The sequence below is a fragment of the Mucilaginibacter conchicola genome, from assembly GCF_003432115.1.
GTDB classification, from domain to species: domain Bacteria; phylum Bacteroidota; class Bacteroidia; order Sphingobacteriales; family Sphingobacteriaceae; genus Mucilaginibacter; species Mucilaginibacter conchicola.
Genome location: NZ_QWDC01000001.1, coordinates 2,091,284 through 2,107,189 on the forward strand (window position 1 = coordinate 2,091,284; position 15,906 = coordinate 2,107,189).

The following is a 15,906-nucleotide window of genomic DNA, read 5'->3' on the forward strand; positions in this document are numbered from 1 at the left end:
ATGCCATGGTGAGCTTGCCGAACCACCTTTCACCCTACTTATCAAGTGGTTAGGTCTCAAGGGCCATACTAATGATCACAATTCCAGCTCCATCTGGATGTTACAACGCTCATACGGCGACGGCACACCGGTTATTTTTTTAAAGCCCAGTTTATGGTACAGGCTGATAGCCGGTTTAAGAATGGTATTACTTTCCAGGTAGAGTTTATTAGCCTCGAGTTTTTTTGCTTTGGCGATGCAGGCCTGCCCTAACAGGTAGCCTATCCCCATGCCTTTTGCCTTTGGCGATACAGCCATTTTAGCCAGCTCAAACGTGTCGCCATCCATTTTGATGAGGGCGCATGCACCAACGGGTTCATTTTTATAAAGCGCTATCAGGATATGGCCACCTTTGTCAAGAATGTACTCTTTAGGATGATCTAAAGCTTTGTAATCCGATTCTTCCATCTTAAACCAGGTTTGGATCCACTCTACATTCAATTCTCTAAATGCTTGCTGATACTCCGGCGTATAATCAATCACTTGCACATCGGCGCTTTCACGTTTCTTGCGTTCATCTTTTACGCGGTTAAGCAGGCTCTTTTGCTCCAGCAGAAACTCCCACTCTTCAATAGCTTTCCAGATATTATATTGACTCTCGCCCATAGCGCTCTCCACCGCCGCATTCACATCCGCATATTGCGACTGGATCTTTTTGTTGATCTCTCCCCCCTTATCTGTTAAGGCGATGTAGTTCTTGCGCGCATCTCCCTTGCCTTTTACCTCTTTAGCTACGCCGCCTTTTATCATCTCTTTGGCAATGGTGCTTACCGATGGATGCGAATGCCCTATCTCCTGCGCAATCTGCATAATAGATTTATTCTCCCCCTCAGCCAGCGAATAAAAAACCGGGAACCATTTTGGGTTCATTTCTATATTATATAAGCCATAAACCTCACTTGCCTGGTCGCTTAGTTTTTCGCTTAATCTGCGTAAACGGCTCCCCAAAGCCATCTTGCCTACTTTATTGTAAAACTCCATAATATTAATTACGTAATCAATTACGCAATTGTAAATAGATTTAACGAAACGTCCAAATTTTTGTGAGATTAGCAACAAATCATACGTCATTGCGAGGATAGGGTGTTGTGCTATCACGCTTAAAATACATTCGAAATAAAACTTCGAAGATCACATCAATCCATCAATCACAAAAATCAGCGGTCAACAAAAAAGGGATGAACTCAAAAAGCCCATCCCTTCTCTTATGTAATAACCGTTTAGATTAAACAGTCATGATATCTTTTTCTTTAGCCTCAGTTAACTGATCAACTTTAACAATGTAAGCATCGGTCAGTTTTTGAACTTCGGCTTCGCCTACTTTGATCTCGTCTTCAGATACGCCATCCGCTTTTGATTTTTTGATCTTTTCGTTGGCATCTTTACGGATGTTGCGGATAGCGATCTTACCGTTTTCTGCTTCGCCTTTAGCTTTCTTAACTAAGTCGCGGCGGCGCTCCTCTGTCAACGGTGGTACGTTGATGCGGATGATCACACCATCGTTTTGCGGGTTAACACCCAGGTTAGCTTCTTTGATAGCTTTCTCGATAGCCGGCAATAACGATTTTTCCCATGGCTGTACAACAATAGTACGTGCATCAGGCGTGTTTACGCTACCTACCTGGCTAAGCGGCGTGGCCGAACCATAGTAATCAACCATAACATCATCTAACATTGCCGGGCTGGCTTTACCTGCACGTATTTTGTTTAATTCGCTATCAGCATGGGCAATAGCTTTTTCCATCAAAGCTTTTGCATCATTTATTTGTTTCTTAACGAGTTCGCTCATCGTATTTCTTTGAATTTTTTGACAAAAGTAACAAAAACTATTAAAGCGGCTAACCGCACCTGCCTTTGTTTGTCTTAAAACAGCATAAAAGCATGGCTTGTTTGCCACAAAAAATAGCGCATAAAAAAGCACGCCACCGTTAAATAGCGTGTAAAATTTAAGGCACCGGATATGTACCCGGTGCCTTAGTTTTTAAATATTATGACCAGCGATCTTCGCTTCTGCCGTTATCTTTTGAGTAGCCACCGCCGCCGCCTCTGCGCTCGCCGCCACCGTAACCACCACCACGGTTTCCACCGCCGTTGTAGCCACCGCCGCCACGATTGCCGCCGTAACCACCACCGCGGTTACCGCCGCCGAAGCCACCGCCACCTGCAGGTTTTTTATTCTCTGCTTGTGAAACCGCGATAGAACGACCAGCAACTTGTGATCCGTTTAAGCCAGCGATTGCTTTTTGAGCAGCTTCATCGTCTGACATTTCAACGAATCCAAAGCCTTTGCTTCTTCCTGATTCTCTGTCAATAATAATTTTTGCGGTGGTAACTTCACCATAAGCTTCAAAAAGCTCTTGTAAATCTGCTTCCTGTAAAGAGTACGGAAGGCTTCCAACGAATATGTTCATTAAAAATTTAATTTAGCACACCGGTTCATAGCCCGGCATTAAGTTTTGTTTTCTCCAAATATAGAATAGAAAGTAATCACTTGTACAAATAAATATCAAACTAAATGTTTTTATTTTTTGAAAATAAGTGCTTTACGGCCTGTTTTTCTATTCAACCGAGGCAATTTTATATATTTTCCCGTTAAGACTGAACTCATCACCAGCCTTTTTGCCTTTTATTTTTGCCCCTATAGGCGATGCTGTTGAAACCGCAAAATAGTTTATGCCACCGGCATTAATGCTGCCTGCACTTACTGATAAATAGAAATTTCCGTTATCCGTAGTTACCACGCTGCCTGCATCGGCAACGGTTAACGCAGCATTTGTTGAGATTCGATTTAATGCCACCATCAGTTTATTGGCCTCGGCAAGCTGGGCCATGTTGCGATTGGTTTCCTGCTGGGCCATTTCGCGGCCGGTCTCATATTTATCGCCGGCGCTGCTTTTGGTATCATCGCTTTGCGCCTGTTGGGCCTGCTCAATGGCGTCTGTTGCGGCCTGCATGCGTTGCTGCACATAAGCCACACAGGCATTGTGTAATTGCTGTTTTAGTTCGCTCATAAAATTTTACGGATGGCTAAGATGCGGTATTTGCAGGCATAAAAAAAGGCTTATAAAATAAAAGCCCCCGGCACTCGCTGCCAGGGGACTTTCAACCTAAACCTTATCACAATGTAAATGCGAGGCACTTACACCATCTCTAACGTTCAATTTTTGGAAAATGATACGTGGAGATGGGAGAAAGTTACATATTTATGATAAATAAAAATACAAACGCAACGTAAATCCTTATAAAACAATGTGTAGTGAAATTTAGTTAATGCATGATAACATTACATTAACTATAACAAAAAATGAACTTAAAACGCACATTCGGCACTATACTAACCGTATTGGGTATAGTGGGGCTTATTTATACAGGCGTACAAATTATACAGCATACAGGTGCTGCCACAACCTTAATTGTAATAGGTGTTATTTCGATAATATTCTTTTCTACCGGTATCAGTTTGATCAAAAACACCAAAGACGAGGCTTAATTCGCAGCAACTAAAGGAACAATAGTCCCGGTATCAGATATGCTGATGCCGGGCTGTAAAAAATCGGCAGCAGTAAGTTCTTTTATCTTGCGCGATGCGCGGAACAATGTATCGGGCTTTACACCCGCAAAATGATCTTGGCGATACGAACATATCTGCCCGCTCAAAAACTCACCCTTCTTATTCATTTTCACTTTTAGCAGTGGAGCCAACCCGCAGATACCACTTACGCTTACGCCCTTGTAGGTAGCAAAATTGCCGAGGCTATAAGCTATCAGGCGGTTCTTGTACAACTCCATCGCGCGTGTTACGTGGGGGCCGTGGCCAAGTACCAGATCGGCGCCTGCATCAATGGCAGCGTGGGTAAATTTTTTAAGGTTGCCGCGGTTCTCGCCCTTAAATATCTCTACCGTATCTATCACATGCTCATAACCAACGCCCTCGCCACCACCATGGAAGGATACGATCACTACGTCGCTTTTAGCTTTCAGATCACGGATCAATTCTTGAGCGGCCTTGGTTTGCAGCAATGATACCGTTTGTGCATTTGGCGAAAAAGCGCAGAAACCATAGCGCACACCATTTTTTGTAAATGTTTTTGTGGGATGGCTTTTAAAGCCTGCGGTGTTAATGCCCAGGCTATCTAATACTTTAATGGTGCTTTTCCTTCCTGCCAGGTCAAAATCATTAGAGTGGTTATTGCCAACGCTTAATACATTAAAGCCGGCATCTTTTATAACACCGCCAAAACGCTCGGGCATACGAAAAAGGTATGGCTTATGTTTAAAATTGAGTTTATAACCTACTGGTGCACCGGTATCCAGTAATACGCCTTCTAAATTGGCAAAGGCTATATCGGCATTCTTCAGGTCTTTTATCACATACTTAAATGTCCCGCGGGCACTATCGGGCGGAATGCCCGATGAATCGGGATAAGAGCTGCCCAGCATAATATCACCAACGGCGGCAACATTAATTACTCTGTCAGGTTCGGCAACTATGGTATCCTGTTTCACCGGGGCTTCGGCAACCGGTTCGTCAGCAATAACCGCCTTTTTACTGTGTGATGCATCGCCGCAGGCCGAAATGACCATGACAATAATTATATATATGTAGAACCTGATGTTCATGTAAGGGCATAAAAAAATCCTTCCAAATGAATGAAAGGATCCGGAATTCAATTTAGGTGTATTTAGTTAGTTAGTCGGCTTTTCATCGAATTTCTCATCAGATGATGCTGAAGCAGAAAATTCGTTTTTAAATGAATCTAATATACGGCCGCCTTTATAAAAATAACGGCTGTAATAAGCTTCGTCCAGGTTGCTGATGGCCACACCTTTTGATGAAGCGTGTGCAAACCTGCCATTGCCAAGGTAAATACCTACGTGCGATATGCTGCGGCTGTGAATTTTAAAGAATACCAGATCACCTTCTTTAAGATCATCTTTACCTACCGGGCTCACCATGCTGAAAATATCGCGTGAGCTGCGGCGGATAGACATGTTAAATACATCGCTGTACAATTGCTTTGTAAACGCAGAGCAATCAATACCTTTACGAGAACTGCCACCAAAACGGTAAGGAGTACCTATCCAATCATACACAAAGTGAAAAAGTTTCATGTTTGAGGTTGCAGAAGCCGCAACACCCATAATTTGAGAGAGGTAATCTTTAGCTAAACTTTCTTGCTCAGCGGCTTCAGCTGCTGCCTGGGTTGGAACGCTTTTTGTTTGGGCCTGAGCTGCTAATCCGCTCAGAAATAGTGCAATAGCAATCGTAAATTTCTTCATTTAATCACTTTGTATTTGTCTAATTAGGACGACAAATGTTTCTTAAACTGGACAGTATGTCTATTGTTGGGTACAAAACTATCCAATTAAACCAATTATCCAAATTATATTTGAAAATCGTTTAAGTAAATATTTTTACACGTTCGTTAACTTTTCTCTTTGTACGGTAAAAATATTGCAAAGGTTATTGATGTAAATCATAAATCTTACATTCGCACTTTTAATATGCACGCATAATTTTTTTATGAAAAGATTATTGTGCAATTATTTGCTAATACACAATCGTAAAACGAGGTAAGCGCTTATAATCCAAAGGATATTTTGTGTTACGGTAAAATAACAAACGGCGGCATTGCGTCACAACCACGCAAAGTGTCAATTTTGCACAACAAATTCGTTGCAGTTTCGGTTATTTGCAGGATATAATTAGATTTGCACTTTCTCATAGAAACTTTATTTATTAAATGAGTTCAATCGAAATAACTAAAGACACCTACCTGATGTGGTACGAGTCTATGCTACTGATGCGTAAATTTGAAGAGAAGACCGGTCAATTATACGGTCAGCAAAAAATACGCGGATTTTGTCACCTATACATCGGTCAGGAAGCTGTTTTAGCTGGTGCCATGTCTGTTATCCGCCACGAGGATAGCATGATCACCGCTTACCGCGATCACGCCCACGCTTTAGCAAAAGGTACATCACCAAACGCCATTATGGCCGAGATGTACGGTAAAGCTACCGGCTGTTCAAAAGGTAAAGGCGGTTCAATGCACATGTTTGATAAAGAGAACCACTTTTACGGCGGTCACGGTATTGTAGGCGGCCAGGTTCCACTGGGTGCAGGTATCGCTTTCGCCGAGAAATTTAAAGGTACCGATAACGTAAACATTGCCTACATGGGTGATGGTGCCGTTCGCCAGGGTGCTTTAACAGAAACCTTTAACATGGCTGCCCTTTGGAAACTGCCTGTTATTTTCATTTGCGAAAACAACGGTTATGCAATGGGTACCTCAGTTGAGCGTACTACTGCACAAACTGATATTTATAAACTGGGCTTACCTTATGGTATCCCTTCATCACCGGTTGATGGTATGGACCCTGTTGCGGTACACAATGCAATGGATGAGGCTGTACAACGCGCCCGCCGTGGTGAAGGCCCTACCTTCCTTGAAATGCGTACTTACCGTTTCAAAGGCCACTCAATGAGCGACCCGCAGAAATACCGCACCAAAGAAGAGCTTGAAAGCTACAAAGCCAAAGACCCTATCGAGATAACAAAACTTGCTATCGAGAAAAATGGCTATGCTGATGAGAAATGGTTTGAAGAGATAGAAGCGAAAGTAAAAGCACAGGTTGAAGAGTCTGTGAAATTTGCTGAGGAATCACCGTGGCCAGAGGCATCAGAACTATACACTGATGTTTATGTTCAACAGGATTACCCTTACATCCGCGACTAATTATTTGAATGGTTGAATTAATGAATTACTGATTTACTGAATTAAATCGCTAAGCATAATATCATTGTTCAATAATCAATAACTCATTAATTCAATAACTCTATATTAACTAAAATATATGGCTGAAGTAGTTAAAATGCCGAAAATGAGCGATACCATGACCGAAGGTGTGGTAGCTAAATGGCATAAAAAGGTTGGCGACAAGGTAAAATCTGGCGATGTTTTGGCCGAGATAGAAACCGATAAAGCCACCATGGATTTTGAATCGTACCAGGATGGTGTACTGCTGTATATAGGTATACAGGAAGGCAGCGCTGCCCCGGTTGATACCGTTATTGCCGTATTGGGTAAAGAAGGTGAAGATTATAAAGCACTTTTAGATGGCGAAGCTTCTGCTGCCGCCCCTGCTAAAGAAGAAAAAGCTGCAGACAAAAAACCTGCTGCTACTGAAGATAAAAAACCAGCTCCTGCTGCAGAGGCTAAACCAGCCGCTGCAAAAGTAGACCTGTCAAGCATCCCGGCTACGGTTATCCGCATGCCGTTGCTTAGCGATACCATGACCGAAGGTACCATTGAAAAATGGAACTTTAAAGTTGGTGATAAAGTTAAAGCTGATGATTCATTAGCTGATGTTGCTACTGATAAAGCTACAATGGAAGTTGTAGGTTACGAAGCCGGCACACTGCTGTACATTGGTGTTAAAGAAGGCGAAGCTGCTAAAGTAAACGATATTATTGCTATTGTTGGTAAAGAGGGTACCGATGTAACTCCTTTATTAAACGCACCTGCTGATGGCGCTCCGGCTGCTGAGGCTGCTCCTGCACAGGAAGAAAAACCTGCTGCTGATGCTGCTCCTGCCGCTGCAGCTTCTTCAAACGAAGGTTCAACTGCTGATGACAGCCGTGTAAAAGCGTCGCCATTAGCACGTAAAATAGCTAAAGAAAAAGGCATCAACTTAAATGATGTTAAAGGTTCTGCCGATGGCGGCCGTATCATCAAAAAAGATGTTGAAGGCTTTACCCCTTCTGCAAAAGCTGAAAGCGCTCCGGCTGCACAAGGCGCATCTGCTCCTGCTGCTGATAAAGCGCCTATCACTCTGCCAACCTTTACCGGCGAAGAGAAATTCAGCGAAAGACCTGTTACGCAGATGCGTAAGGCTATCAGCCGCCGTTTATCTGAGAGCTTGTTCACCGCGCCGCATTTCTATGTTACCATGTCTATCGATATGGACCAGGCAATTGCAGCCCGCGCTAAAATGAACGACATCGCTCCGGTTAAAATATCATTCAATGATTTTGTTGTTAAAGCTGTTGCTGTTGCCCTGCGCCAGCACCCTGCTATCAACTCATCATTCCTTGGTGATAAAATTCGTACCAACGAGCACGTACACATTGGTGTAGCTGTTGCAGTTGACGAGGGCTTATTGGTACCGGTTGTGAAATTTGCTGATGGCAAATCATTAAGCCATATCTCTGCCGAAGTAAAAGACTTTGCCGGCAAAGCAAAATCTAAAAAATTACAACCTGCAGAAATGGAAGGCTCAACCTTCACTATCTCAAACTTAGGTATGTTTGGTGTTGACGAGTTTACTGCTATCATTAACACACCAAACGCTTGTATACTTGCTGTTAGCGGTATCCAGGCGGTACCGGTTGTTAAAAACGGTGCAGTAGTTCCGGGTAACATCATGAAAGTAACCCTAAGCGCAGATCACCGCGTGGTTGATGGTGCAACAGGTGCTGCATTCCTGCAAACCCTTAAAGCGTTATTAGAAGAGCCTGTAAGGCTGTTGATATAAGTCTTAAGGCGAAAGCCTTGAGTCCGAAGTCTTAAGATAAAAAGCGGCGAGTTGATCTCGCCGCTTTTTTGTTTTAAAGCATTTTCGGAAGCGGCCTACTTACAGAATGTGAATGGGGGCGACAATAACAACCATGTCATTTCGAGCGAGCAGCAGGGCAGGTATGTGCAAAAGGGCGACGAGAAATCCTCTACGCGCGGCGTTTATATCTTAGAAGATTTCTCCTCGCTATCGTTCGTTCGAAATGACATAGCTTTATAGATTATAACATGTCGGGATTTACATCACGAATTGTGTGAGCAAATCCGTGGTTGACTTATATTTACTCATTCTCTTCCACAATCTTCTTCCCTCTCACCGCTTTCTCCTGTTTCAAAACAGGGAACTGCTGCTCCCATAAATTAAGGTAGGCTTCTTTCTTATCGATGAGTTCCTGATGGGTGCCTTGCTCAAGTACTTTGCCATCTTTCATCACTATGATACAATCGGCATCCATAATAGTGCTGAGGCGGTGGGCTATCAACAGGATAGTTTTACCTTGTTCGCGCAGTTCGCCAATAGTCTTCTGGATGAATTTCTCTGAGGTGGAATCAAGAGCCGATGTTGCCTCATCCATGATGAGTATCTCCGGATCGCGGTAAAGGGCGCGGGCAATGGCCAGTCGCTGGCGCTGGCCGCCTGAAAGGTTACTGCCATTCTCGCCCAGGTAAGTATTGAAACCATTGGGCAGTTGCTCTACAAAATCAGTAATGCCAAGGTTGTTACAAATGGAGATCACCTTTTTCATATCCGGCTCAAAATCGCCAACGGCGATGTTCTCTAATACGCTGCCGGCAAACAGGTGTACTTGCTGTGGTACTACGCTCACCAATCGGCGCAGGCTCTCGTTAGTAAAATATTTTATATCATAATCTCCAAACATAATGCTGCCTGATTGCAGCGGATACAAATTCTGCAGCAAAGCCAGTAAGGTAGTCTTGCCAGAGCCGCTCTCGCCTACTATACCGGTGGTTTGGCCTTTCTGAAGGGTCAAACTAAAATCATTAAAGATCTGCGCGCGACTGCCATACCTGAAACTGATGCTGCGGAAACGAATATCGCCAATCATATCGGGCGTTAGTTCTGTTTTGTTGGTTATCTCTTCACGCTCAAGGTCAACGATCTCAAAAAGGCGATCGGCGGCTATAACCGCATCCTGCACGGTTTTATTCATCCCGATAAGGCTTGCAACCGGCCCCATAAAGTAGCCAATGATGGCGTAAAAGGATAGCAACTCGCCGGGAGTGATCAAGCTGTCTAAAACAAAGCCTGCTCCTGCCCAAAGCAGTATCACCGTGAACATACTGCTTACCAAACTACTGCTGTTACCGATCCACAACGAGTTGGTACTTGATCTATAAATGGTTTTTAACAGTGTAACAAAACGCGTTTCGGTACGCAGGTTGGTATAATTCTCCAACCCGAACTGTTTAATGGTGCTGATAGCTGTAACCGATTCTACCAGTTGGGTTTCCAAATCTGCGCTGTCTTCCATCAGCTTGCGCTGCGTGGTTTTGTTTACTTTGTTAGAGAAATAGAAGATGATACCGTACAGTGGGATTATGGCCAGCATGATGAGCGCCAGCTTCCAGTAGTAGCTAAACATCAACACAAACGAAAAGATCAGGATAAAGAAGTTTACCGAAAAACCGATCAACACCTCGTTGATAAACAAACGGATTTTCACCGCATCGTTTATACGGGAGATGATCTCGCCCACGCGCATGGTATCAAAAAAAGTTTGGGGCAGGCGCAGCAAGTGTTTATAATAGCCCAATATGAGGCGGGCATCAATCTGCTGGCCGGTCTTTATAGTGAGTAGTGTTTTGGAGTGGTTGATGATGACTTGCAGAAACAACACGCACACCATGATCATTCCCATCAGGTTAAGCAGGTTGCGGTTTTCGCCGGGGATAACATTATCTACTATCTTTTGCAGGAAGATCGATGAGGCTAAGCCCATTATAGTGTACACTACCGAGCCAAATAGTACTTGTATCAGTACAGATTTATGCGGTTTTAACAGGAACCAGAAACGGCGCTCTACAGATATCTTCTCCGAGCCGGCCTCAAACATCTCGCCCGGCGATAGCAATACCAACACGCCCGACCAGATTTTTTTAAATTCTTCATGCGGTATTTCGTGCATTTCCCCATCCAATGGGTCCATCACCTGGATATGTTCGGGCGTGGCTTTATAGATCACCACATAATGATGCAGGTTGCGGATAACCACATGCGCAATGGCCGGCAATGGGATCTTAAACAAACTCTCAAACGGGCCTTTAACGCCCTTGGCAGATAAGCCGAGTTTAGTTGCAGCCTCTATCAAGCCTAAAATATTGGTGCCCTTTTGATCCGTTGACGCATATTGGCGAATACGGGCAATAGGCATATCCAAATGATAAAAAGCCGAAACAGATGCAAGGCAAGCCGCACCACAGTCGGTAATATCATGCTGTTTTATTTTTATTTTCTTGTTGTCGCGTTTGCTGGTAAACTTAGCCGCAAGCTTTGCCAGCCAGGTGGTTTTCTTAACTTCCATTGGCTGCTTTTTGCGGTTTTTGATTAGAGAGTACGTTAGGGTTCAGCCAGTCGTCGGCTTTATCGTGCAGTAATTGGAACAGGCTGCGGCGGGTTACAAAGAAACGGGCTTGCAAGGTCATTCCTTTGCGCAGGTTGCCTTTAACGCCATTTTTTAGCTTCAGGGCATTCTTCTCCAACTTGCACCGTACCTTAAAAAAAGCCTGTCCGTTACTGTTAGATATATCGCTGGAGATAGAAACTATCTGACCCTTTACCATCCCCCATTCGTTATAATCAAAGGCATCTATCTGGAAATTGCCTTTAGTGCCTACGCGTATTAGCCCAATATCTTTTGGCGATACATAGCTCTCGGCTATCATACCAGAATCAGGCGATATCTCGGCCACCTGGTCATTGGCGGCCACAAATGCTCCGGGTTGCAATCCCTTAAATTCCTGCACGGTGCCGGTTACGGAGGCCTTAAGGGTATAAAAATCTTTTTGTTGGCTGTAGTCGTTCTGTTGGGCGTTCAGTTCTTGTAACTTTATATTGAGGGCAGTGCGTTCGGCCTGCCATTGGCTCCGCTGCCCTTCAAAACCAACCTGCAATTCATTTTTGGCTGTCTCATAATCTAAACGTACTTTGTCGTATTCTGAGGCCGATAGCACATGGTTCTTGTACAGGTATTGGTAGCGGTTAAACTCGCGACCGGCGGCAGCGTACTGCACTTGTAGTTGTTTTATCTTTTGCCAGTACAATTTAAACTGAGAACTGTACATAGATGATTTCAATTCGGGATAACTGCTAAGGTCCGAACCTTTACTCATGGCTACCAATTTATCAAGGTCTTCGCGCTCGTTCTGGTATTCCTGTTGCTGGCTGCTTACCAACGAGTTTTGGTTCTGCAGCATCTCTGACTTTATTTTTACTAAAACCTGCCCCGCCGTTACATGCTGGTTCTCGCGAATAAAAACAGAATCAACCCGGCCACTCACAGGAGATTTTACCTCATCGCGTTCGCCTATGGGCCTGATAATACCGGCGCTGTTAACACTCACATCAACCTTTATCAAAAACAACGAAATAAAAATGACAACCACTGCCCCCACCACTATCTGGTAAATAATGAGGGTGTTAGTATGGTTTTGCTGAAAGTGGTACTCTGCAGAGTATTCAGCAATTTCAGCAGGGAATATGTTCTTGTTGCTATCTGTCATTTAGTATTTTCACAACATAACAAAGGCCGCCATTGTTGGCGGCCTTCGCTATTTATTCGGAATTAACAGTTTAGCTTAGCTAAAGATGCTTTTGGTTAGCTGTTGTAAGCTGGCATCTATACCATTACCTAATGAGAAGCTGGTTGAGCTCGACTCATCACCGTCTTGTGTTTGGTTAGAAAACGATAACAGGTTACCTATACTTAGGCCACCTGCCAGGCCACTTTGTGACGATGAGTCGTTACCACCTAAGCCTAAAAGGCCACCACCGTTAACTTCCATTAACTCTTTCTCATTCAATTCTTGCATTTTCATAGTATGATTATTTAAGTATTAATGCCTACTCTTTTAAAGGTTTTCGGCCTATCCTTATTTAATGTAAATCAGAACCGGTTCTGCCCAATAAAGTAACACGTACCGTGCCATGCGTGCCAAAAAGGCTTTGCTATAACACAACCAAGCGGGATAAGTTATTCGGTGGGGTTGTGAAGAGATAATACGATTTTCGTTAACGCTCACGTTAAACGCGCGTAGCCGAGGTTAAAAAACGTAACTAAGAAAATATTTTAACCTAAAATGTATTTTTTTAAAATCCAAGAATAGAAAAATTACGTTAGTATTCGCATTGCACAATTTTTCACAATGAATACTACGCTGAACCACAAAGTAAAAGCCGTTGCGACCAACATTCGCAAAAGGCGCGAAGATTTAAATTACACGCAGGAGTACTTGGCTGCAAAGCTAAATATTTCGCAGAATGCTTATAGCAAAATTGAGCTTGGTTATACTAAAATAACAGTTGAGCGCCTGTTCCAGATAGCTGATATACTGGAGAGCGAGCTTACCGACCTCATAAACCCTAATAAAGCCGAAGCAGCTTAATAAAGTCTTAACCCAACAAAACTTGTTGCCTATATTTGCGTCATCCCACAGATGCAAATATGGAGAACAAGGAAATTATTGACCGCACCGTAGATTTTGTAAAGGAAACTTTAAAAAATGCCGAGGGCGGCCACGATTGGTGGCACATCCAACGCGTTTGGATAAACACCAAACATATTGCGCAAACAGAAGATTGCGACCAGCTTACTGTTGAGCTTGCGGCCCTGCTGCATGATATTGCCGATAGTAAATTCCACAACGGGGATGAAGAGATAGGCCCTGCAACTGCCACAAAATTTTTGAATAGTATTAATGTTGATGCTGCCATTGTTAAACACGTAGGGCTAATCATCAGGCACATGTCTTTTAAGGCAAGTTTTGATAATGCTACCTTCCGCTCAAATGAACTTGCCGTTGTACAGGATGCCGACCGCCTGGATGCCATTGGCGCCATTGGCATTGCCCGTGCTTTTACATACGGCGGCCATAAAGGGCGCGAGATATTTAACCCGGATATCAAACCCGATCTTAACATGACCAAAGAGCAGTACAAGAATACTACTGCACCTACCATTAACCACTTTTACGAGAAGCTACTATTGTTGAAAGATAAAATGAACACTGCAACGGGTAAGCAAATGGCACAGCAAAGACATATCTTTATGGAGCAGTTTCTTGAGCAGTTTTACAGCGAAGTATCCTGAAATAAGGCATAATTTACCACGTTCATATCATCATGAAGAAACCCCTGCTATTAGCGGCAATACCCCTGTTTCTTGCTAAAGTATCTTCGGCGCAGGATAATCTGAAAACCCAGCGTGTTAACTTGCATTTCCAGCAAACGGTTATCACGCAATACAAACCTGCCTTTAGCGCTAAATACAGCGGCGATAATAGCTTAGTTACCGGCGAAGAAACACAAACATCTTTAACCACTACTTTATTTGGGGGCGCCCGTTTATGGAAGGGAATGGAAGGCTATTTCAATACCGAGGTGTCGGGCGGATCGGGTTTGAGCAAAACATTGGGCATAGCCGGCTTTCCAAACGGCGAAACCTTCCGCGTAGGTGCTGCTGAACCTAAGATTTATATTGCCCGCCTATACTTTACCCAAAATTTTGAGTGGGGCAATGATAAGGAATATCTTACCGATGATGTGAACCAGTTGGCCGGCTGGAAAAGCAAACGCTACTTTAAAGTAACCGTTGGTAAGTTTGGCATGGCCGATTTTTTTGACGGCAACGAGTTTAGCCATGATGCCCGCTCACAATTCATGAACTGGAGCTTAATGGATAACGCCGCCTGGGATTATCCCGCCAATACCCGCGGCTACGTATTTGGTGCCGTGGCCGAGTTTGGCCAGCCAACCTGGGCCCTGCGTTTTGGTTACACTATGACCACCACTACGGCCAACGGCTCTATCTGGGACCAACGCATTGGCCGTGCTAATACGCAGACCCTGGAGTTTGAGAAACGCTATACACTTGGCAATATCGATCAAAAGGGAACCGTACGCTTAATGGCTTTCCGCAACAATGGTAAAATGGGTATCTACCGTGATGCTATTAACCAGGCAACAACAGGCAATGTACCCGATGTAGATGCTACGCAGGCTTACGGTCGTCACAAGTATGGTTTCGGGATAAGTGCTGATCAGTATCTTACAAAGGATTTTGGTGTATTTGCCAAAGCCAGTTATAACGACGGCAAAACCGAGACATGGGCGTTTACGGAGATAGATCGTTCCATCAGCCTGGGTGCAACGCTTAAAGGTACCTCATGGCATCGCGGAGATGATGAGATAGGCCTGGCATTTGTAGGTAACGGCATCTCAAAAGATCACCGCGATTACCTGGCAGCAGGCGGCTACGGTTTTATGCTTGGCGATGGTAAATTAAACTATTCATCAGAGTTAATAGCCGAGCTTTACTACAAAGTGAACGCTTACAAACACATGGTTTGGCTCTCGCCCGATTACCAGTTTATAGCCAACCCCGGCTACAACCGCGACCGCGGGCCGGTGAACGTATTCTCTTTACGCGCACACGTTGAATTTTAATTAAACCCTTTAATATATAATCAGTCCTATCAGCACATGAAAAATATTTTTGCAGCCTTCCTGTTATTATTAGCAAGCACCGGTGCCTTTGCGCAAACCGACCTTACAAAATCTAAGATCAGTTTCGAGTTAAAAAACCTTGGCATTAAAACCGGCGGTACTATTGATAAAGCACAGGCTTCGGTTCAGTTTGATCCGGCCCAATTAGGCAGCAGCAAAATAGAGGCTGTAGCCGAGGCAGCATCCATCAACACGGATAATACCATGCGCGATAATCATCTTAAAAACGAGGATTATTTTGACGTAGCCAAATATCCAAAGATCACCATGAGTTCAACATCGTTCCAGAAAAAAGGGAATAGTTTTGTGGGTGTGTTCAACCTTACTATTAAAGATAAAACCAAAGTGGTTGAGGTGCCTTTTAGCTATGCAGCCATCAGCGGCGGGCATTTGTTTAAAGGTAGCTTTAAGATAAACCGTAAAGATTTTGGCATTGGCGGCAACAGCATGACCATGAGCGACGAGGTTACCATCAATATCGAAGCCGAATCAGCAAAATAATAACGATATTTTAATATTGCAACGCGCGGTTTTATTTAACTTTAA

At 43.8% G+C, this 15,906-nt stretch carries 16 protein-coding genes; 7 read left to right on the forward strand and 9 right to left on the reverse strand.

The features are described 5' to 3' along the window. Positions 1 to 75: 75 nt before the first annotated feature. The 4 genes from D0C36_RS09405 to D0C36_RS09420 form a co-directional block, all read right to left on the reverse strand. Positions 76 to 1,020: a bifunctional helix-turn-helix transcriptional regulator/GNAT family N-acetyltransferase gene (locus D0C36_RS09405; RefSeq protein WP_117391263.1), complete on the reverse strand. Its 945-nt coding sequence runs from the start codon at positions 1,018 to 1,020 to the stop codon at positions 76 to 78. A gap of 244 nt (positions 1,021 to 1,264) precedes the next feature. Beyond that, the gene (gene frr / locus D0C36_RS09410) at positions 1,265 to 1,828 is read right to left on the reverse strand and encodes a ribosome recycling factor (RefSeq protein ID WP_117391264.1); all 564 of its coding nucleotides are present in this window, start codon (positions 1,826 to 1,828) and stop codon (positions 1,265 to 1,267) included. Between the two features lie 199 nt (positions 1,829 to 2,027). Then, positions 2,028 to 2,450, reverse strand: coding sequence for an RNA recognition motif domain-containing protein (locus D0C36_RS09415; protein ID WP_117391265.1), 423 nt, complete (start codon positions 2,448 to 2,450; stop codon positions 2,028 to 2,030). A gap of 147 nt (positions 2,451 to 2,597) precedes the next feature. Next, positions 2,598 to 3,050 carry a 3-oxoacyl-ACP synthase gene (locus D0C36_RS09420; protein WP_117391266.1) on the reverse strand — a complete coding sequence of 151 codons (453 nt, stop codon included), beginning with the start codon at positions 3,048 to 3,050 and terminating at the stop codon, positions 2,598 to 2,600. A gap of 293 nt (positions 3,051 to 3,343) precedes the next feature. Here D0C36_RS09420 and D0C36_RS09425 point away from each other — a divergent pair, with 293 nt between their 5' ends. Continuing rightward, a complete protein-coding gene (locus tag D0C36_RS09425; protein ID WP_117391267.1) occupies positions 3,344 to 3,529 on the forward strand; it encodes a hypothetical protein in 186 nt (61 codons plus the stop codon). Here D0C36_RS09425 and D0C36_RS09430 read toward each other — a convergent pair. Next, complete coding sequence (locus D0C36_RS09430; protein WP_117391268.1) at positions 3,526 to 4,659, reverse strand: CapA family protein; 1,134 nt, start codon at positions 4,657 to 4,659, stop codon at positions 3,526 to 3,528. The two genes, D0C36_RS09425 and D0C36_RS09430, sit on opposite strands and share 4 nt — an antisense overlap. Before the next feature lie 66 nt (positions 4,660 to 4,725). Next, positions 4,726 to 5,319, reverse strand: coding sequence for a C40 family peptidase (locus D0C36_RS09435; RefSeq protein ID WP_117391269.1), 594 nt, complete (start codon positions 5,317 to 5,319; stop codon positions 4,726 to 4,728). 464 nt (positions 5,320 to 5,783) lie between these two features. Here D0C36_RS09435 and pdhA point away from each other — a divergent pair, with 464 nt between their 5' ends. Then, entirely contained in the window at positions 5,784 to 6,779 is a 996-nt protein-coding gene (gene pdhA / locus D0C36_RS09440; RefSeq protein WP_117391270.1) for a pyruvate dehydrogenase (acetyl-transferring) E1 component subunit alpha, read from the forward strand. A 118-nt stretch (positions 6,780 to 6,897) separates the two neighbouring features. Then, complete coding sequence (locus tag D0C36_RS09445) at positions 6,898 to 8,577, forward strand: dihydrolipoamide acetyltransferase family protein (protein ID WP_117391271.1); 1,680 nt, start codon at positions 6,898 to 6,900, stop codon at positions 8,575 to 8,577. Positions 8,578 to 8,899: 322 nt separating this feature from the next. Here D0C36_RS09445 and D0C36_RS09450 read toward each other — a convergent pair whose 3' ends face one another. From D0C36_RS09450 to D0C36_RS09460, 3 genes are all read right to left on the reverse strand, one after another. Further along, positions 8,900 to 11,161, reverse strand: a complete 2,262-nt coding sequence (locus tag D0C36_RS09450) for a peptidase domain-containing ABC transporter (protein WP_117391272.1) — start codon at positions 11,159 to 11,161, stop codon at positions 8,900 to 8,902. Beyond that, positions 11,151 to 12,359, reverse strand: a complete 1,209-nt coding sequence (locus D0C36_RS09455) for an HlyD family secretion protein (RefSeq protein WP_117391273.1) — start codon at positions 12,357 to 12,359, stop codon at positions 11,151 to 11,153. The genes D0C36_RS09450 and D0C36_RS09455 overlap by 11 nt, the downstream gene beginning before the upstream one ends. Before the next feature lie 75 nt (positions 12,360 to 12,434). Then, positions 12,435 to 12,674 carry a bacteriocin gene (locus D0C36_RS09460; protein ID WP_117391274.1) on the reverse strand — a complete coding sequence of 80 codons (240 nt, stop codon included), beginning with the start codon at positions 12,672 to 12,674 and terminating at the stop codon, positions 12,435 to 12,437. Positions 12,675 to 13,001: 327 nt separating this feature from the next. On the opposite strand from D0C36_RS09460, the gene D0C36_RS09465 reads away from it, so the two are divergent. From D0C36_RS09465 to D0C36_RS09480, 4 genes are read left to right on the forward strand one after another with little or no spacing between them, the layout of a single operon-like run. Then, positions 13,002 to 13,241, forward strand: coding sequence for a helix-turn-helix domain-containing protein (locus tag D0C36_RS09465; RefSeq protein ID WP_117391275.1), 240 nt, complete (start codon positions 13,002 to 13,004; stop codon positions 13,239 to 13,241). Between the two features lie 59 nt (positions 13,242 to 13,300). Further along, positions 13,301 to 13,945: an HD domain-containing protein gene (locus D0C36_RS09470; protein WP_117391276.1), complete on the forward strand. Its 645-nt coding sequence runs from the start codon at positions 13,301 to 13,303 to the stop codon at positions 13,943 to 13,945. 32 nt (positions 13,946 to 13,977) lie between these two features. Next, the gene (locus tag D0C36_RS09475) at positions 13,978 to 15,300 is read left to right on the forward strand and encodes a carbohydrate porin (protein ID WP_117391277.1); all 1,323 of its coding nucleotides are present in this window, start codon (positions 13,978 to 13,980) and stop codon (positions 15,298 to 15,300) included. A 36-nt stretch (positions 15,301 to 15,336) separates the two neighbouring features. Continuing rightward, a complete protein-coding gene (locus D0C36_RS09480; protein ID WP_117391278.1) occupies positions 15,337 to 15,861 on the forward strand; it encodes a YceI family protein in 525 nt (174 codons plus the stop codon). The last annotated feature ends 45 nt before the right edge of the window (positions 15,862 to 15,906 follow it).